15 protein-coding genes are annotated in these 17,605 nt (G+C 61.6%); 8 read left to right on the top strand and 7 right to left on the bottom strand.

The annotated features are described in order from the left end of the window. Positions 1-11: 11 nt before the first annotated feature. From O3299_RS19375 to O3299_RS19360, 4 genes are all read right to left on the bottom strand, one after another. The gene (locus O3299_RS19375) at positions 12-1,634 is read right to left on the bottom strand and encodes a carboxyl transferase domain-containing protein (RefSeq protein WP_305062996.1); all 1,623 of its coding nucleotides are present in this window, start codon (positions 1,632-1,634) and stop codon (positions 12-14) included. Positions 1,635-1,674: 40 nt separating this feature from the next. Then, positions 1,675-2,127 (bottom strand): YchJ family protein, encoded by a 453-nt coding sequence (locus tag O3299_RS19370; protein WP_289899755.1) that lies wholly within the window; start codon positions 2,125-2,127, stop codon positions 1,675-1,677. Between the two features lie 80 nt (positions 2,128-2,207). Beyond that, positions 2,208-3,494 (bottom strand): D-amino acid dehydrogenase, encoded by a 1,287-nt coding sequence (locus O3299_RS19365; RefSeq protein ID WP_305062995.1) that lies wholly within the window; start codon positions 3,492-3,494, stop codon positions 2,208-2,210. 81 nt (positions 3,495-3,575) lie between these two features. Continuing rightward, the gene (locus tag O3299_RS19360; RefSeq protein WP_305062994.1) at positions 3,576-4,922 is read right to left on the bottom strand and encodes a serine hydrolase; all 1,347 of its coding nucleotides are present in this window, start codon (positions 4,920-4,922) and stop codon (positions 3,576-3,578) included. 227 nt (positions 4,923-5,149) lie between these two features. Between O3299_RS19360 and O3299_RS19355 the strand changes: the two genes are divergently transcribed. Further along, entirely contained in the window at positions 5,150-5,890 is a 741-nt protein-coding gene (locus O3299_RS19355) for a GntR family transcriptional regulator (protein ID WP_077398269.1), read from the top strand. A 2-nt stretch (positions 5,891-5,892) separates the two neighbouring features. Here O3299_RS19355 and O3299_RS19350 read toward each other — a convergent pair whose 3' ends face one another. Next, entirely contained in the window at positions 5,893-7,020 is a 1,128-nt protein-coding gene (locus O3299_RS19350) for a nuclear transport factor 2 family protein (protein WP_305053607.1), read from the bottom strand. Between the two features lie 142 nt (positions 7,021-7,162). Then, positions 7,163-8,392: a helix-turn-helix transcriptional regulator gene (locus tag O3299_RS19345; RefSeq protein WP_305053606.1), complete on the bottom strand. Its 1,230-nt coding sequence runs from the start codon at positions 8,390-8,392 to the stop codon at positions 7,163-7,165. Between the two features lie 57 nt (positions 8,393-8,449). Between O3299_RS19345 and O3299_RS19340 the strand changes: the two genes are divergently transcribed. The 7 genes from O3299_RS19340 (at position 8,450) to O3299_RS19310 (ending at position 15,899) form a co-directional block, all read left to right on the top strand. Next, entirely contained in the window at positions 8,450-9,331 is an 882-nt protein-coding gene (locus O3299_RS19340; protein ID WP_099666046.1) for an N-acetylmuramic acid 6-phosphate etherase, read from the top strand. A 45-nt stretch (positions 9,332-9,376) separates the two neighbouring features. After that, positions 9,377-10,687 carry an MFS transporter gene (locus O3299_RS19335; protein ID WP_305053605.1) on the top strand — a complete coding sequence of 437 codons (1,311 nt, stop codon included), beginning with the start codon at positions 9,377-9,379 and terminating at the stop codon, positions 10,685-10,687. A 90-nt stretch (positions 10,688-10,777) separates the two neighbouring features. After that, complete coding sequence (locus O3299_RS19330) at positions 10,778-12,439, top strand: glycoside hydrolase family 10 protein (protein WP_305062993.1); 1,662 nt, start codon at positions 10,778-10,780, stop codon at positions 12,437-12,439. A gap of 94 nt (positions 12,440-12,533) precedes the next feature. Continuing rightward, positions 12,534-13,502 (top strand): BadF/BadG/BcrA/BcrD ATPase family protein, encoded by a 969-nt coding sequence (locus O3299_RS19325; protein WP_305062992.1) that lies wholly within the window; start codon positions 12,534-12,536, stop codon positions 13,500-13,502. Next, positions 13,499-14,299: an N-acetylmuramoyl-L-alanine amidase gene (locus tag O3299_RS19320; RefSeq protein WP_305062991.1), complete on the top strand. Its 801-nt coding sequence runs from the start codon at positions 13,499-13,501 to the stop codon at positions 14,297-14,299. The genes O3299_RS19325 and O3299_RS19320 overlap by 4 nt, the downstream gene beginning before the upstream one ends. A gap of 83 nt (positions 14,300-14,382) precedes the next feature. Further along, entirely contained in the window at positions 14,383-15,285 is a 903-nt protein-coding gene (locus tag O3299_RS19315) for a LysR family transcriptional regulator (protein ID WP_305062990.1), read from the top strand. Further along, complete coding sequence (locus O3299_RS19310; protein ID WP_305062989.1) at positions 15,285-15,899, top strand: M15 family metallopeptidase; 615 nt, start codon at positions 15,285-15,287, stop codon at positions 15,897-15,899. The genes O3299_RS19315 and O3299_RS19310 overlap by 1 nt, the downstream gene beginning before the upstream one ends. Here the strand turns inward: O3299_RS19310 and O3299_RS19305 are convergent, their stop codons facing one another. Next, positions 15,900-17,279 (bottom strand): sodium-dependent transporter, encoded by a 1,380-nt coding sequence (locus O3299_RS19305; protein WP_305062988.1) that lies wholly within the window; start codon positions 17,277-17,279, stop codon positions 15,900-15,902. Between the last annotated feature and the right edge of the window lie 326 nt (positions 17,280-17,605).

Here is a 17,605-nt window from a genome sequence, read left to right as displayed (position 1 = left end):
CTGAATGCCGCTTACATGCGGAATACGCCGAACTTCGTGTCCGGGATTTCCGCGTTGAGCGCGGCCGACAGGCCCAGGCCCAGCACCATGCGGGTGTCGGCCGGGTCGATCACGCCATCGTCCCACAGGCGCGCGGTGGCGTAGTACGGGTGGCCCTGGTGTTCGTATTGATCCTTGATCGGCTGCTTGAAGGCCGCTTCCTCGTCCGCGCTCCATGCGCCGCCCTTGCCTTCGATGCCGTCACGCTTGACGGTCGCCAGCACGGAGGCCGCCTGGTCGCCGCCCATGACGGAAATGCGGGCATTCGGCCACATCCACATGAACCGCGGCGAAAACGCGCGGCCGCACATGCCGTAATTGCCGGCGCCGAAGCTGCCGCCGATGATCACCGTGAACTTTGGCACGCTAGCCGTCGCGACGGCCGTCACCATCTTGGCGCCATTGCGGGCAATGCCCTCGTTTTCGTATTTGCGGCCCACCATGAAGCCCGTGATATTTTGCAGGAAGACGAGCGGGATCTTGCGCTGGCAGCACAATTCGATGAAATGCGTGCCTTTCAGGGCCGATTCGGAGAACAAGATGCCGTTATTGGCGATGATGCCGACTTTGACGCCATAGATATGCGCGAAGCCGCAGATCAGGGTGGTGCCGTAGCGGGCCTTGAATTCGTCGAAATCGCTGCCGTCGACGATGCGCGCGATCACCTCGCGTACGTCGAACGGTTTGCGCGTATCGACGGGGATCACGCCATACAGTTCTTGCGTCGGGTATTTCGGTTCGACGGAGTCGCGCAAGGCCATCTGCTGCGGTTTTTTACGGTTCAGGTTTGAGACGATGGTGCGCGCCAGCGACAGCGCGTGCAGGTCGTTCTGCGCCAGGTGGTCGACCACGCCGGACAAACGCGTGTGCACGTCGCCGCCGCCCAGGTCTTCGGCCGTCACCACTTCTCCCGTCGCCGCTTTCACCAGCGGCGGGCCGCCGAGGAAAATCGTGCCCTGTTCCTTGACGATGATCGATTCGTCGCTCATGGCCGGCACATAGGCGCCGCCCGCCGTGCAAGAGCCCATGACGACGGCGATTTGCGGAATGCCCTTGGCCGACAGGTTCGCCTGGTTGTAGAAGATGCGGCCGAAATGGTCGCGGTCGGGGAAGACGTCGTCCTGGTTCGGCAGGTTGGCGCCGCCCGAATCGACCAAATAAATGCAGGGCAGGTTGTTCTGGTCGGCGATTTCCTGGGCGCGCAAATGCTTTTTCACCGTCATCGGGTAATACGTGCCGCCCTTGACGGTGGCGTCGTTGCAGACGATGACGCATTCCTGGCCCGAGACCCTGCCGATGCCCGTGATGATGCCGGCGGCGGGCGCCGCATCGACGCCCTTGGCGTCCTGGTACATGGCGTAGGCCGCCATCTGGGAAAACTCGAGGAAGGGCGTGCCGGGATCGAGCAGCATCTGCACGCGGTCGCGCGGCAGCAGCTTGCCGCGCGCCAGGTGCTTGGCGGCCGCCGCCTCGCCGCCGCCGGCCGCGATTTTCTCGACCTTGTCGCGCAAATCGTCGACGATGGCTTGCATTGCCGCGGCATTGGCCTTGAAATCTTCACTGCGCGGATTGAGTTTGCTTTCGATGTGCGGCATTGCGGTTCCTTTTTATTATCGCCCGGTCTCTCGGGTCGCGCTATTCGGGAAAACTGCCGTCGAGATAAAACCAGCGCAGGGCGCCACCACCGCGCTTGTCCGCCTCGCGCACGAAGCGGCTCACTTCATGCAGGCGGTGCGCGCGGCCGTTGACCTTGTAGCGGGCCACGAATTCCACGCTGTCGCGCTGTATCTCTTCGGCTTGATCTGCTGATTCTGCTTTACGTTGACGTAAACGTAAAGCAGATTTTACCTCAAGTCCCAGCCAGTGGACTTTTTCTTCTTCGGCGAATAAAGCGTCGGCGGGACAGGTGCTGGCGTGCCAAGTGGCGCGCAGATAGGGCTCGTCGCGCAAGGTGAAGGCCGTGTAGCGCGAGCGCATCAGGGCTTCGGCCGTGGGCGGCACGGCGTCGCCCGCGATATACGGGCCGCAGCAACTGGCGTAGGAGGCGCCGCCACAGGGGCAGGCGGCAGAGGTCGAGGGTGTGGGCATGCGCTGGCAGACAGGAGAACTGAAAAGTTCCGTAATTATCCGCCATAACGGCAGCGGCGCGTGCGCGCCGCCTTGGGCAGCTATTTTTTCGGGCTGAGGAAGTCCAGCGCGAACGGCGGCGCCTTGTTCTGCATCAGGTCGGCCAGGATGCGCGCCGTGCCGGCGGCAAAGGTAAAGCCCAGCGGGCCGTGGCCCACGTTGAGCCACAGATTGCCGACTTTGCTGGCGCCGACCAGCGGCGCGCTGTTTGGCGTGGCGGGCCGCAAACCGGCCCAGGCCGTGGCCTGGTCGTAGTCGGCGCCGTGCGGCATGGCTTCGCGCGCCAGCCGCGTCAGGCCGGCGATGCGGTTCCAGTCGATGCTGTTGTCGGCGCCCACCATGTCTACCATGGCGGCCACGCGCAGGTCGCCGCCTATGCGCGCATACAGCACCTTGCGTTCGAAATCCGTGATGCTGATCTCGGGCGCCTGGTCCTGCGCGCGGATGGGCGCCGTCAGGCTGTAGCCCTTCAGCGGGTACAGGGGCAGGTAGACGCCCGCCGTGGCGGCCAGGTCGCGGCTCTGGATGCCGGCCGCCAGCACATAGTGATCTGCTTGCAGCAAGCCCAGGCTGGTGTCGACGCCCGTGACCTTGCCCTTGTGCGTGACGAGGCGGCGCGCCTCGCCCTTCAGCAGCAGTGAAAAATTCGGGTGCTGCAGCAGCCGCGCTTCCAGGGCCAGGCAAAAGGCGTGGCAATCGGCCACGGCTTCTCCTTCGGTAAAGATACCGCCCGCCAGGGCACCCTGCAGGGCGGCCAGCGCCGGTTCGCGCTGTACGGCTTCAGACGGAGACAGGACGACGCGCGCCTCTTCCGACTCGGGCCGCGCCACGGCCCGTTGAAAGACGGCGGGCGTGCGGTAGACGATGAGTTTACCCGCATCGCGCCAGGCATACGCTTCCGGCGGCACCGTCAACTCCAGTTGCGCCATGCCGGCGCGGCTCCATTCGCCCAGTTGCAGCAGCTTGGCCGTCGTGCGGGCATTGCTGGCGCTGTTGCAATTGCGCAAGAAACTGGCCATCCAGCGCCATTGGCGCCAGTCCGCTTCGGGACGGAAGCGCAGCGGACCGTCTTTCTGCAGCAGCCATTGCAGGGCTTTGAAGGGCACGCCCGCATCGGCCAGCGGGGCTACATAGCGATAGCTGAGTTGGCCGCCATTGCGGTAGCTGGCGGCGATGGCCACCTGCTCATTGCGTTCCAGTAAGGTGACCTTGTAGCCGGCCTCGGCCAGCCACCAGGCCGATGTCAGACCGACGATGCCGCCGCCGATGATGATGACTTGTTGCTGCATGTTGCCTCGCTGCGTTGCGCTCCCATGGTGCGGGAGCATTCGGGAAGAGCTTAGAGGCTGGCCGTCAGCGCAGCCAATGAAACATCATGGTGCAGCCATAACTTTCAGGAATGCACCATTTCAATGCAAGGATGGATTGTTGTCAATCGCACCACGGTATAGCGTGGTGAGTATCAATTCCTCGTTGCGCCCCATGGCGGAATACGTGCCAGGATAGCGTTCGGGATCGCTGCCCGTGCCGCCCACCAGCATCACCATGCCGTTCCGGTTCTTGAAATCGAGCACGAAGGCGGACACCAAGCCATACGCGTCGCCCAAATGGCCCACGGCCGTGAAGCCGGCGCCCTCGACCAGGCCATTGCCCTGCCCAGCCACCGCGTCGAATTGCTGGTTGCCCAGCCCCCAGGCGCGGTACAGGCCCCGCTCGCTGTCGCCATTGCTGGCGTCTGGCGCCAATTGCCATTGCCGGCCAAACATCAGTGCGATGCTGGCCGGCTGCAATAGCTGCTGATCCTGGTAGCGGCCCCCGTCGAGCAGCATCTGCATGACCTTGCCCAGTCCCGCGGCGGAAATGCGCAAGCCGCCCGTGGGACTGAAGACGGTGGCGTTGCTGCCGATCACATAGCTGGCCATGCCGGCCGGTGGACGCTGGTAAAAATCGTCGGCCTGGGCGATCCATGGCCCGTGCGGCTGCCACACTTCCGTCTCCAGCGTGCGCTTGCGGTACAGGGTGGCCGTATTGGCGACCTCTTCCGGGGAAAAGGCGGCCGGGTTGTAGCCGCCGCGCACATCGAGGGGATCGAGCAGCAGGCGCCGCATCAGCAAGTCGAAGCGCTCGCCCGTGACTTTTTCCATCACCGTGCCGATCACGCCCCAGTTCAGGTTGGCATACGTAAAGTAGCGGCCCGGCGCTGCGGCGCGATCCCACATGCTGTCGCCGCCGGCCGTAAACACGTCGCGCAGGCTGCGTTCCGGTCCCCAGGCGTAGCCGCCCGCGTCGCGCAGCGAGGAAGTGTGGCTGAGCAAGCTGCGCAGGGTCAACGGTTGCTGGGGAAAATGCGGGTTGCGCAGGGAAAAGCCCAGATAAATGCCCACGTCCTGGTCCAGGCTCAGCTTGCCCTGCTCGACCAGCCGCATCAGGCCCAGCGTGGTCATCATCTTCGAGACGGAAGCGATGCGGAACAGGGTGGCCGGCGTCACGGGCAAGCTGTCCGCCGGCGTGGTGGCTATGTGCCGGTAGCCAAATTGTTGCTGATAAGACACCTTGCCATGGCGGATGGCCAGCACGGACAGGCTGGCCAGCGGGTGTGCCGCATCGTCGACGATGGCGGCCAGCGTGGCATCGAGCGCGCGCTGCTCTGCGTTTTGAGAGACCAAGTCGCTGCCGCTGCCGGGCGGGGCGGCCAGCGCGCTCCAGGTCGTGCCCAGCAGCAGCAAGCCCAGTAAACCCGTCATTTTATTGTGCATGTTTCCCTGTTGTCCGATGTGGTGGAGGCGTCACCAGCATAGGGCGCGATGGTTTACATGGCTAATGAAAATTGCTTATTTATCTATAATACAAAGCTATACGTACGGTAAAACATTGTTTTTTTAAGTGTATAACCGTTATTTATGGTCATTTTCCATTTATTCATGGGTGGACGGGCTACGCGCAGGCGCCATCGCTATTACACTAGGAGGACAAGGAGAACTGTATGAGCCAGACCAGCGTAGAACTCAAGGTCGATTTAAATGACAATTCGCCTTTATATATGCAGATCGCCCGCAAGCTGAGCGATGACGTACGCAACGGCCGCTACCAGGTAGACCAGGCCCTGCCATCCGAACGTACCCTGTCCGAACTGCTTGACGTATCGCGCGTGACTGCCCGCAAGGCCATCGACCAGCTCGTCGAGCAAGGTCTCGTCGTGCGCCGCCGCGGCTCGGGCAACTATATTGCCCCGCGCATCGAACAGCCGCTGTCGAACCTGTCGAGCTTTTCCGAGCAGCTGCAGCAGCGCGGCTACCGCCCCGGTTCGCGCTGGCTCAAGCGCGAAGTCGTCATCGCCAGCAGCGATGAGCAGCTGAGCCTGGGCCTGGCGCAGAACACGAAAGTGGCGCGCCTGGAGCGCTTGCGCCTGGCCGACGACGTCGTGATGGCGTATGAAGTGAGCGTGCTGCCGTTCAGCGTGGTGCCGGACCCGGATACCATGGGCGACTCGCTGTATGAATACTTGAGCAGCATCAAGAAAGCTCCCGTGCGCGCCTTGCAGCACATCCGCGCCATGAATGCGACGGACGTGCTGGCCAAGCAGCTGGGCATCCCCGATGGCCAGGCCGTGCTGTTCATCACGCGCATCGCCTACCTGGAGTCGGGCGAAGCGGTGGAACTCACGCATTCGTATTGCCGCAGCGATCATTACGATTTTGTGGCGGAAATGCGCCGCGCTCCGTAAATCTACTGCTCGATCAGGCGGATCATGGATTCCGCCACGCCGACGGACGCTTCCCAGCTCATGCCCGTCACCAGCCTGCCGTCGACCTCGACGTGGCTCTTGCCGTTGGCGCCGTGCCTGAATATGCCGCCATGGCCCTTGATGCTCGCTTCTGCCGAAAAGGGATAGGCCTTGTAGACCGGCGATTCCTTGTTCAGAAACGCATCGGGGAACGAGGTGAGCACCTTGCCCTGGATCAGGAAAGTACCGTCACGCAGCTTCAGATTCTTGATGCCCTCGGTGCCATGGCAGATGGCCGCAATCACCCCGCCCTGTTGTTCGTAGATACGCAAGGCGATGTCCTGCAGCGGCTTGTTGTCCGGGATGCCGACGATGGCCGCGCCGCCGCCGACGAAAGCCATGCCCGCATACTCGTCTGCCCTGACCTCGGCGACGGGCTTGGTATGGGCCAGCGCCCACATGAAATCACTGTCGTACAGATGCTTCTTGAGCAGCGCGTCCGACGTGACGATCATTTCCAGGGGAATGGCGCCCCCCTCGGGACTGACGAAGTCGACGGCGTACCCTGCTTTGCGAAAGACATCATAGGTATACGCGATCTCCGGAAAATTATTGCCTGCGTTAACCTTTGTGCCGGGATATTGATGCACATTCGACACGACCAGCAGCACCTTGCGTGCCTGGCGCGGGGCTGCTGGCTCGCGATCTGCCGACTTGCTGATGATCTTCCAGTTGCCGGCGATCTTTTTCAACAGAAAGACATCCACATAGCGCACCCCTTGCTGGGGAATGTGGATCTCGGCCTTGGCGGTGGCCACCTTGCCGCTCACATCCACCTTGATCAGCCGCCCGTGGCGCCCATTGAATTGCCCTATTTTCTCTTGGGAAAAGAGTTTGGCGTATTCCGGACCGCTCAATTCCCATTCCGCATCGTTTTTGCCGTCCAGGTAAAGGCGGGCATTGGCATAAAAGGCCTGGTTGATCTCGCTCTGCACGTTAAAGCTGGTGCCATGCATATACAAGCGCACGGTTTCCCGGATGGCATTTTCGTCCTGGTCTGCGGCAGAGCCGACGGCGGTGATGCTCAGGAAGCAACAGGCGAGTATCGTTCGCAATAAAAACTGAATCATGGATGTACCCTGCATGTAGAACTGCGTTTATCGGAGCAACGACTATTTCAGATCGCTGGTGGTCGATAATTTATCGAAATGCAGGGGAATTGATGTCGCCAAACATGATTTCAGACTCCGGAATGGCGATTCCGGAGAGGTTTCATGCGGAAATGGCCCTGGCCGCCTGGCTGGATTGGGCCCGGAAGCTGGCGGGAGTCTGGCCAGCCACTTTCTTGAAGGTCGAGTAGAAGGTGGAACTGGAATTGAACCCGCAGCGCTCGGCGACGCTATCCATGTTCCATTGCGGCTCGTCGCTCAATACCTGTTTCGCTTCGGCGATACGGTATTCGTTGACGTAGGTAGTGAAGCTCTTGCCCAGCTTGTCATTCAATACCTGCGACACCTGCGCCTGCGTGCATCCCGCCCGCTTGGCGAGCTGGGCCAGGGTCAGGTTCGGATTCAGATAGGATTTCTGCCCGCTCATCTGTTGTTCCAGCGCGGCGAGCACGGCAAGCGTATCGTCGTGCGTCAGGCGGCTATTCCGGTACTTTTGCTGCGGGTCGGCAGGCGCCAGGATTTCCTTTCTCAGCAGAAAGACCATCACCGCCACATGCAGCGAGAAGGTGAACGACAAGGCGCCGACAATATAGGACGTGAACGGCGTGCTCGCGTAGGCCGCCAACATGAGACAACTGCCTGCAAAGACGCTCAGCAGGAGCACGCTGCTGGTCGCCATCCGCTGTCCCTCGTTCCACCATGCGCGGCGGCTTTGCCACAGCAGCCTGGCGGTTGCCAGCAGGTAGCATAGCCAAAACACATGAATGGCATGGCTCGACTGGTTCCACACAGCACGATACGCGGAATATGGAAAGGCAACACCAATGCCGATCAGCAGGAAGGACAAGCCCAGATGCCAGCGCCATTCTTGTCCGGCAGGCCGTTGCGCCAGCCCGGCGATGAAGGCGCGTACATATAAATAGGTCAAGGGACCGATCAGCAGGCAGGCCGACAGGCCCAGCTGGCGGAATTCGATGGCGATCGCAGGGTTGAAGTAGAGGAAAGCGGACTTGGCGGTGCGCACCCCGACGGCAAGCAGCAATGCCCCCAGCATGCAGTCGGCGAGGCAGCGTGGCCGGCGGCTGAAAAAATAGACGGCCAGGAAAATGCCGTTGATGGCGCCAAGGGCGCTAAACAGGAACAGCAATTGGCGAGCGATCATGGGGCGTGTCGTGGATGTTGGCGTCGAACTGAAGTATAGACATAAACGGGTCTGAAACTTGCCTCTGGGCCACTGAATGAACAAATTCAGCAACTGGTTTGCCGCCGTAGCGAAGTACGCCTGGTTGCACTGGCCATAAACTCCCGTTATGCCTGCCCGCCATCCTTTCATGGTTGATCCCGCTCGTTGGTATTAAACTGGTTTCACGGTCAACCATGTTCTGAAATCATGTTGAAAACTGAAACTCCGAGCCGGCGGCATCCGGACCTGGACCTGTATCCGGTGGAGCAACTGGTGGCGGCGCTGGTCGACGACCAGTTCTGGGCCGTCGAAGCCGTCCGGCTGGCGTCGCCCGGCATCGCTGCCGCCATCACGGCAGCCCTGCCCCGCATCGCGGCCGGCGGGCGCCTGTTGTACGTGGGCGCGGGCACGTCGGGCCGCCTGGGCGTACTCGACAGCGTTGAACTCAATCCCACGTTTTCCTGGCCGCCCGAACGGGCCGTCGCCATCCTGGCCGGTGGCGCGGGCGCCATGTTCACGGCCGTCGAAGGGGCGGAAGATGATTTACAGCAAGGTGAGGCGGACTTGCTGGCCCTGCAGCCGCAGAGCAATGACGTGGTGATCCTGCTGGCCGCGTCCGGCGCCACGCCGTATGTGCTGGGCGCGCTGCTGGCCGCGCGCAAGGCGGGCGCCTTGACCATCGGCATCGCCAACAATGTGGACGCCCCCGTGGCGCACGAGGCGCAATGCGGCATCGTGCTCGACACAGGTACGGAAGTCATTTCCGGCAGCACGCGCCTGAAGGCGGGCACGGCGCAAAAAATCACCTTGAACACGATTTCCAGCGCCCTGATGGTCGGTTTGCACAAAACTTACGGAAACTTGATGGTAGACTTGAAGCCGACCAACGCCAAGCTGATCTGGCGGGCCGTGCGTCTGACCATGCACGCCACCGGCGCCAGCGAAGTGCAGGCCAGAACCGTGCTGGAGCAATGCCACTATCACGTCAAGGTGGCGATTGTTGCCTTGATCAAAAAAATCAACACAAACCAGGCACAGGCATTGTTGGCCGGCGCGGACGGCAGTGTGCGGGCGGCACTGGCGGCGTGATCCGATGGCGCGGCATTCTTCTGCCTGGGAGACCAAGAAGGATGTATGGAGCTTGTGAAACAAACCGCCCCGGCGCGCGCGAATAAGCCGTCAAATAAGCCGTGGCTGTGGATCCCTTCCCTGTATTTCGGCCAGGGCATCCCCTATGTTGTTGTCATGACACTGTCCGTGATCATGTACAAGAACTACGGCTTTTCCAATACGGATATCGCGCTGTATACGAGCTGGTTGTACTTGCCCTGGGTTATCAAGCCCCTGTGGTCGCCCTTCATCGATATGTACCGCACCAAGCGCTTCTGGATCGTCGGCTTGCAGCTGGTGATCGGCGCCGCGCTGGCGCTGGTGGCCTTGACGACGTCCCTGCCCCATTTTTTCCAGATCAGCCTGGCCATCTTCTGGCTGATGGCTTTCAGTTCCGCCACGCATGACATCGCCGCCGACGGCTTTTATATGCTGGGGCTGGAAGAGCACCAGCAGGCGGCCTTCGTGGGTGTGCGCAGCACGTTTTACCGCCTGGCAATGATCGCCGGCCAGGGGGGCCTCGTGTATCTGGCCGGCTACCTGACGCATACGACGGGCAATGTGCAACTGGCCTGGTCCGTCGTGTTCGCCATCCTGGCGGGCCTGTTCATCGCCCTCTTCCTGTATCACTATTTTATTTTGCCCAAGCCCAAGGATGACCGGCCCAGCATCCAGGGCGCCGGTATTTCCCCTCTGCAAGAGTTCGTCGCCACCTTTGCCTCCTTCTTCAAGAAGAAGGATATTTTCGTCATCCTGGGCTTTCTGCTGCTGTTCCGCCTGGGCGAAGCGCAACTGTTGAAACTGGCCGCGCCCTTCCTGCTCGATCCGGTCGCGAAGGGCGGCCTGGGCCTCAGCACGGAACAGGTGGGCCTCGTCTACGGCACCATCGGCGTCATCGCCCTGACCCTGGGCGGCTTGCTGGGCGGATTCATCATTTCCCGCTTCGGCTTGAAACGTTGCCTGTGGATCATGGTGCTGTCCGTCCACTTGCCCGATCTGGTCTTCGTTTACCTGGCCACGGCCTTGCCCAGCAGCATTTATGTGATCGCTGGCGGTATTGCGTTGGAGCAATTTGGCTATGGCTTCGGTTTCGCGTCCTACATGTTGTACATGATCATGGTCTCCGATGGCGCGCATAAAACGGCCCATTACGCCATTTGCACGGGGTTCATGGCCCTGGGCATGATGTTGCCGGGCATGGCCAGCGGCTGGATACAGCAAATGCTCGGTTACCAGCATTTCTTCATCTGGGTGTGCATCGCCACCATTCCCGCCTTCATCATGGCCGCGCTGGTCAAGATCGATCCCGAATTCGGCAAGAAGGCCGAGGCCTGATTCTTTTGAACGGTGCGCCCGCAAGGATGGCGGGCGCACAGTAAAATGCCCCACCGATAGACCTGCGCTCCACCACTGCAAGGAATTGTTTTGTTGTCTACTTTTAAAAAACGCCTGGGCGCCAGCGCCGGCGTATTGGCCGCGCTGGCCACCGCCACATTGCTCAGCAGCTGTACCAGCACCAAGCTGCCTTCCGCAGTGACGCCGGGTGAAGCGGGTTTGCCGGCCGTGCCGCCCGTGCAGCACATCACGGGTGAAGTGCCGCCGCCGGCGCCGCGCGAGTTCCGCGCCGCCTGGGTGTCAACCGTGGCGAATATCGACTGGCCCAGCCGCAGCAATTTGCCGGTCGCCAAGCAGCAAGCGGAAGCGCTGGCCATCCTCGACCGCGCCAAGTCCTTGAATTTGAATGCGATTGTGCTGCAAGTGCGGCCCAGCGCCGACACGATATACCCGTCGCAACTGGAGCCCTGGTCGGAATACCTGACCGGCAAGCAAGGCCAGCCGCCGTTGCCTTTGTATGACCCGCTGGCCTTCTGGGTGGCCCAGGCGCATGCGCGGGGACTGGAATTGCACGCCTGGTTCAATCCCTACCGTGCCCGCCATGCGACGGCCAAGTCGCCGCTGGCGCGCGACAGTTTCGCGTCCACCAACCCGGCGTCCGTCAAACAATACGGCCGCTACCTGTGGATGGACCCGGGCGACGCCGCCGCTTCCAAGCATACGACGGACGTGGTGCTCGACGTGGTGCGCCGCTACGATATTGACGGCGTGCACATCGACGATTACTTTTATCCGTACCCGATCGACGCGCCTGGCGCCGGTGCCGGTGCGGAAACGGCCGCGCTGGATGCGGGCAATGGCGGCGCCAAGCGCGAACTGCCGTTTCCCGATGAGCCTTCCTGGCAGCAATATCTGCTGGCTGGCGGTCAGCTGGATCGTCCGTCCTGGCGCCGCCAGAACGTCAACCAGTTGATCGAAGCGTTATATACAGGCATTCACCGCGAAAAGAGCTGGGTGCGCTTCGGCATCAGCCCGTTCGGCATCGGCCGTCCGGACCGCCGCCCTGCCGGCATCGTCGGCTTCAGCCAGTACGACAAATTGTATGCGGATGCGGAACTGTGGCTGGCCAAGGGCTGGCTCGATTACCTGTCGCCGCAGCTGTACTGGCCCGTGGCGCAGGCGCCGCAAGCGTTTGGTGTGCTGCTCGACTACTGGCTGGCGCAAAACCCGTATGGCCGCCACGTGTGGCCGGGTTTGTATACGAGTCGCATCGACAATTCCGCCAAGTCCTTCACGCCGCAAGAGATCATCAAGCAGATCGAAGTGACGCGCACGCGCCCCGGCGCGAATGGACAAGTGCATTTCAGCATGGTGCCCCTGATGCAAAACCGCAAGGGTGTCAGCGACCAGCTCAAGGCGAGCGTGTATCAAAGCCCTGCCCTGATTCCCGCCACGCCATGGCTGGGCAAGGAAGCGCCCGCTACGCCCGTGCTGGCCTTGCGCCGCGATTCCACCAGCCTGAACGTCAAATTGGCGGCGGGCGGCGGCAAACCCGTGGCGCAGTACGCCGTCTGGGCCCGCTATGGCGAAGACTGGCGCTTTACCGTGGTCACGGGCGTGCAGGGCGAACTGACCCTGGTTGACGACGCCACCGGCAAAGTCAACGCGGTGGTGGTCAGCGCCGTCGACCGCCTCGGCAATGAAAGCCCCCGCGTCAGCGTGCGCGAACCGTTTGCGGCCCCCGCCAAATAGTTGCTGAGCGTTTATCCGTAGTCCATAACCTGCAGGCATGAAACATGCGCAAGCTTTCATGCCTGCAAGCTCCGCTTGGCTTTACACTCATGCCATGATTTTCTCCCCTGTAACCCATACTGATACTGCCGTGCTCGGGCTGGGCATCGACGCGGGCGGCACGCAGACGCGCTGGGCCCTGGCCAACGGGGACGGCGCCATCGTGGCCGACGGCGTCGTGGAAGGCTTGTCTGCCTTGCAAATGAGCAGCGATGCGGGCCGCGCAGCCGTGCACGCCACGTTTACCCGGCTGTGCCAGGCCGTGCTGGCTGTCGGCCAGCCCCGCGCCGTGGTGGCGGGCTTGACGGGTTTTGGCGGTGACGATGTAACGCTGGCGCCCATGCTGGCGCAATTGCTGGCGCTGGATGCCGGCGACGTGCGCTTGGGCAACGATATCGATATCGCCTATCGCGACAGTTTTGAACCCGGCGAAGGTTATCTGGTCTACGCTGGCACGGGCTCGATTGCCGCCTGGATCGATGCGGACGGCGACTTTCACCGCGCAGGCGGGCGCGGCGTGCTGCTTGACGATGGCGGCGGCGGCTACTGGATCGCGCGCGAAGCCTTGCGCCACATCTGGCGCCGCGAAGACGAGGCGCCGGGCAGCTGGCAAGGCTCGCCCATGGCCGAGGCCGTATTTGCGCAACTGGGCGGCAGCGACTGGTCGCTGTCGCGCGCCTTCATGTATGGCCAGGACAGGGGCGCCATCGGCCGCCTGGCGCTGGCCGTGGCCGCCAGCGCGGATGCCGACCCGCTGGCGCTGGACATCTTGCAGCGCGCGGGACAGGAATTGGCGCGCCTGGCGCTGGCCCTGACGGCGCGCCATGGTACGCGCCCCGTCGTGCTGGCGGGCCGCGCGGCGCAGTTGCACCCGGCCATCGCGGCTGCCATGCGCGCCGCTTTGCCTGTATCGTTGACGCTGGAACAGAAAGTTGCCCGTCCACATGAAGCAGCGGCCAGGATAGCCGTCAAGACACAGGTCAGCACTGAACATTTTATTAACCCGAACACGGATCTTTCATGAAAAAAATCGCCCTCGCCCTGCTGGTGGCCTTGCTCTCCGCCTGTACCACGCCCGCGCCGCACCTCGACCACAGTTTGACGGCGCGCAGCCAGAGCCCGCGCGTAAAATTCATCGTCATCCATTACACGGTCAGCGACCTGCCCCGCTCGATCAAGATCCTGACGGAACAAGTGGTCAGCAGCCATTATTTGCTGACGGACACGGACAAGCCGAAGTTTTACGTGCTGGTCGACGAGTCGCGCCAGGCCAATCACGCGGGTGTGAGTAACTGGAAGACTTATACACAGTTGAATGTCAGCTCGATCGGCATCGAGATCGTCAACCCAGGTTACAAAGATACGCCGGAAGGCCGCCTCTGGTATCCGTTTCCCCAGGCACAGATCGATGAACTGATTCCCCTGTTGAAAGACATCCAGGCCCGCTACAACATCGCGCCGGAAAATATCCTCGGCCACAACGAGATCGCCCCCCAGCGCAAGCAGGATCCGGGCCCCCTGTTCCCTTGGCGCCAGCTGGCCGATGCGGGCTTGATCGTCTGGCCGGACGCCAACCGTGTCGCTACGCAGCGCCTGATTTTTGAGCAGCAAGTGCCGGATGCCGTCTGGTTCCAGAAGAAGCTGGCCCAGCACGGTTATGCGACGCCGAATACGGGCGTGTTCGACGAAGCGACGCGCAATGTGCTGATCGCTTTCCAGATGAAATACCGCAACAAATTGTTCGATGGCACGCCCGATGGCGAAACGGCGGCCCTGCTGGAAGTGCTGACGACGCCGGCCCCGGCTGTTGCAACAAAGTAGCATGACCGTTCCAGCCCATGACTTTTTCTTATATGCTGAACATTGACGGCCCTGGCGGCCACGGCAAGGTAAAGGAATAGCTCATGCGGTTGCGTCATATCGAAGTGTTTCATGCCATCATGCAAGTTGGCACCATCAGCGGCGCCGCCCAGGTGCTGCATATCTCGCAGCCGGCCGTGACCAAGGTCTTGCAACACTGCGAATTGCAACTGGGCATGCCGCTGTTCGAGCGCGTGCGGGGCAAGCTGTACCCGAAACCGGAAGCGCACCGCCTGTTTGTCGAGACGGAAAAACTCAACCGCGATTTATTGGGCATCCGCCGCCTGGCGGCCAGTCTGAAGGGCCACGCGGTGGAAACCATCCGCCTCGTGTCCACGCCGACGATCGCCATCAGCGTCTTGCCATTCGCCATGACGGAGTGGCGGCGCGACTTTCCCCACACGCGTTGTCAGCTGGCTACCCACCACACTGGCGAGATCGTCAATACCCTGCGCCTGGGTGAAGCGGACTTGGCCGTGTCCCTGCAAGACCCGCGTCATCCGGGCATCGTGGCCGAACCCATCGCGCAGGGCGTCATGACGGTGATTGCGCCGGCCGGCACCTGGCATGCGGCCGATTGCGGCACGCCGTTGACGGCGCATGGCTTGAATGGCGAGCTGATCGGCCATGCCGACAACGATCCGCTGGGCGAACTGGTGGTGGCCGCCTGCGAAGCGCAGGACATTCACCCCGTGTTCTCCACCGTGGTGCAAACCTATCAAATTGCCCGTTCCCTGGTGGAAGCGGGCGCCGGCATGGCCGTGGTCGACCCGTTTACGGCCGCCTCCGGCTCGCCCGAACGCCTGCAGCGCCGCCCCTGGGCGCCGGCTATTCCCATCCAACTGTATTTATTGACGGCGAGCCACTCGCCGCTGTCGCATGGCGCGCGGCGCCTGGCCGACAGCATTGGCGTGGCGGCGCGCAACTGCCTGGAAAGAGGAGTCTGATGTCTGTTGTAAGTTTGCAATTAGAAGCGGTCGGCAGCGATCCGCAATTTCGCCACCTGAGCAGCATCGCCGGCATTGCCGTCGACTTGCGCTATGCCACGCCCGATAATTTCGTCGGCCGCGACTTGTACAGCCCCATCGATTGCGCCTGGCTGCACCGCGATGCGGCCGCCGCGCTGGAACGGGCCGTGGCGTGGCTGGCCGCGCGGCGCCCCGATCATCATTTATTGGTGCTCGACGCCTTGCGCCCGCAACGGGTGCAGCAGCAACTGTGGGACGCGTTGCAGGGTACGGAGTTGCTCGGTTATATCGCGGAGCCGTCGCGCGGTTCGATCCACTCGTTCGGCATGGCGCTCGACATCACCATCGTCGGGCCCGACGGAGAGGAATTGGATATGGGCACAGGCTTTGACGACCTGAGTGAGCGCTCGCACCCGGCGCTGGAGCTGGTTTTACTGGAAAAGGGGGAAATTACGCAGGAGCAGGTGGCACATCGCCGATTGTTGCGCGACGCCATGTTCCAGGCGGGCTTCTTTGGCATCAACAGCGAATGGTGGCATTTCGATTGCGGCGACCGGGTGCTGGTGCGCCAGACCTACACCCGGGTACTCTGATTAAAAGACCTTTAATCCCTTCAGCATCACAATCAGGATCAATACGGGCGAGACAAAGCGCAGCAGGAACAGCAGCACATGCGCCAGTGTTCTGTTCTGCAACTGGCCGTGATTGCTGATCGCATCGATGAAATGCTGCTTGCCCCAGGCCCAGCCTGTAAACAAGGCAATCGCGATGCCGCCCACGGGCAGGAAGATATTCGACGAGACGAAGTCGAACAGATCAAACATATTCAAATTGAATAACTTGAAGTCCGCCAGGGTGCTGTTACTGAGGGCGCATACGGAGCCGAGCACGGCCAGCAGCAGCATGGTCACGATGGTGGCCTTGGTGCGCGTCCAGCCGAAACGTTCATGGAAAATCACCACGGGCACTTCCATCAGCGACAACATCGCGCCCGTGGCGGCGACGGCGGCCAGGATGAAGAACACCACCATCAGGACTTGTCCCATGGGAATTTGCGAAAACACGGCAGGAATCGTGATGAACACCAGCGACGGTCCCGCGCTGGGGGCGAAGCCAAACGTGAACACGGCGGGGAAGATGGCGATGCCGGCCAGCATCGATACGCCGAGGTCGGCCGCCATCACGCGCAAGGTCGTGACGGGGATATTCTGGTCATCGCGGAAATAGCTGCCGTACGTCATCATCGTGCCCATGCCGACGGACAATTTAAAGAAGGCCAGGCCCATGGCTGTCAGCACGACGGACGCCGTCAGCTTGGAAAAGTCAGGACGGAACAGAAACGCCAGGCCTTCACCCGCTTTATCGAGCGACAGGCTGACCGCGCACAGCAGGAGCAGCAGCAGGAACAGCAGCGGCATCAGTTTCTTGGCAATCGCCTCGATGCCCTTGGTCACGCCCAGCATCAAGATGCCGCCGATAAACAGCAGCACGCCCCATTGCCACAACAGCGATTGCAAAGGATTGCTGATCAGGGAGGCGAAGGCTGCTTCCGTCACCAGTTTGTCGCTGCTGAGGATGGAACCGTCGATGGCTTTGGCGATATAGGCAAACACCCAGCCCACCACTTCCGAGTAAAACGCCACGATCAGGAAGGCGGCCACCATGCCGATGACGCCGACCAGCCACCAGGGCTTGCCCTTCGGCGCCAGCTGTTCCATGGTCGAGATCGGGTTGACCTTGGCGCGGCGTCCCAGGGTGATTTCCGCGATCATCACGGGCAACCCTACTAATAAGGTGGCGAGTAAATAGATGAGCAGGAAGCCGGCGCCGCCATTGGCACCCGTCAAGTAGGGGAACTTCCAGATATTGCCGAGACCGACTGCGGAACCGAGGGTGGCGGCGAGCACGCCGAAGCCAGTGGTAAAGCCAGCTCGTTTCAGGGTCAGGCCTGATCCTTGAGCTTGTTGTTTCATGGTGAATCTTCTATGGATGGACGCGAATGTGCGCTGAGGGGGCGAAATTGTAGCAGTTGGCCGCAAATACCCCGGAAAAGCCTTGCTACTCCCGGGGCGCTTTGCTATAGTTCGCCTCCCCAATGAGACGCACTAGTTTGCGGCACAAAAGGGACAGCCTTCAGGGGCTGGGTAGTAGAAAAGAAGGTGTTGACGATTGTGCTGAAATGCTTCATACTCTTCCTTCTTCGCAGCTGACAAACACAACGCTTTGTCGATAGCGCGAAAGCAGTAACCGAATACAGTTCTTTAACAATTAACAGTCGATAAGTGTGGGCATTTGATGT

The sequence above is a fragment of the Janthinobacterium sp. SUN176 genome, from assembly GCF_030587335.1.
In the GTDB taxonomy this organism is placed as follows: Bacteria; Pseudomonadota; Gammaproteobacteria; order Burkholderiales; family Burkholderiaceae_D; genus Janthinobacterium; species Janthinobacterium kumbetense.
The sequence above is the reverse complement of the archived record's forward strand: the minus strand, read 5'-3'. Positions and strand labels throughout refer to the sequence as shown.

What these genes read in the sequence shown, in the direction of transcription:
- O3299_RS19345 (WP_305053606.1), bottom strand. Translation starts at nt 8,392, where the DNA reads ATGAAAGGATGGCGGGCAGGCATAACGGGAGTTTATGGCCAGTGCAAC.
- O3299_RS19335 (WP_305053605.1), top strand. Translation starts at nt 9,377, where the DNA reads ATGGAGCTTGTGAAACAAACCGCCCCGGCGCGCGCGAATAAGCCGTCA.
- O3299_RS19370 (WP_289899755.1), bottom strand. Translation starts at nt 2,127, where the DNA reads ATGCCCACACCCTCGACCTCTGCCGCCTGCCCCTGTGGCGGCGCCTCC.
- O3299_RS19375 (WP_305062996.1), bottom strand. Translation starts at nt 1,634, where the DNA reads ATGCCGCACATCGAAAGCAAACTCAATCCGCGCAGTGAAGATTTCAAG.
- O3299_RS19340 (WP_099666046.1), top strand. Translation starts at nt 8,450, where the DNA reads ATGTTGAAAACTGAAACTCCGAGCCGGCGGCATCCGGACCTGGACCTG.
- O3299_RS19355 (WP_077398269.1), top strand. Translation starts at nt 5,150, where the DNA reads ATGAGCCAGACCAGCGTAGAACTCAAGGTCGATTTAAATGACAATTCG.
- O3299_RS19315 (WP_305062990.1), top strand. Translation starts at nt 14,383, where the DNA reads ATGCGGTTGCGTCATATCGAAGTGTTTCATGCCATCATGCAAGTTGGC.
- O3299_RS19305 (WP_305062988.1), bottom strand. Translation starts at nt 17,279, where the DNA reads ATGAAACAACAAGCTCAAGGATCAGGCCTGACCCTGAAACGAGCTGGC.
- O3299_RS19360 (WP_305062994.1), bottom strand. Translation starts at nt 4,922, where the DNA reads ATGCACAATAAAATGACGGGTTTACTGGGCTTGCTGCTGCTGGGCACG.
- O3299_RS19320 (WP_305062991.1), top strand. Translation starts at nt 13,499, where the DNA reads ATGAAAAAAATCGCCCTCGCCCTGCTGGTGGCCTTGCTCTCCGCCTGT.
- O3299_RS19350 (WP_305053607.1), bottom strand. Translation starts at nt 7,020, where the DNA reads ATGATTCAGTTTTTATTGCGAACGATACTCGCCTGTTGCTTCCTGAGC.
- O3299_RS19310 (WP_305062989.1), top strand. Translation starts at nt 15,285, where the DNA reads ATGTCTGTTGTAAGTTTGCAATTAGAAGCGGTCGGCAGCGATCCGCAA.
- O3299_RS19325 (WP_305062992.1), top strand. Translation starts at nt 12,534, where the DNA reads ATGATTTTCTCCCCTGTAACCCATACTGATACTGCCGTGCTCGGGCTG.
- O3299_RS19365 (WP_305062995.1), bottom strand. Translation starts at nt 3,494, where the DNA reads ATGCTCCCGCACCATGGGAGCGCAACGCAGCGAGGCAACATGCAGCAA.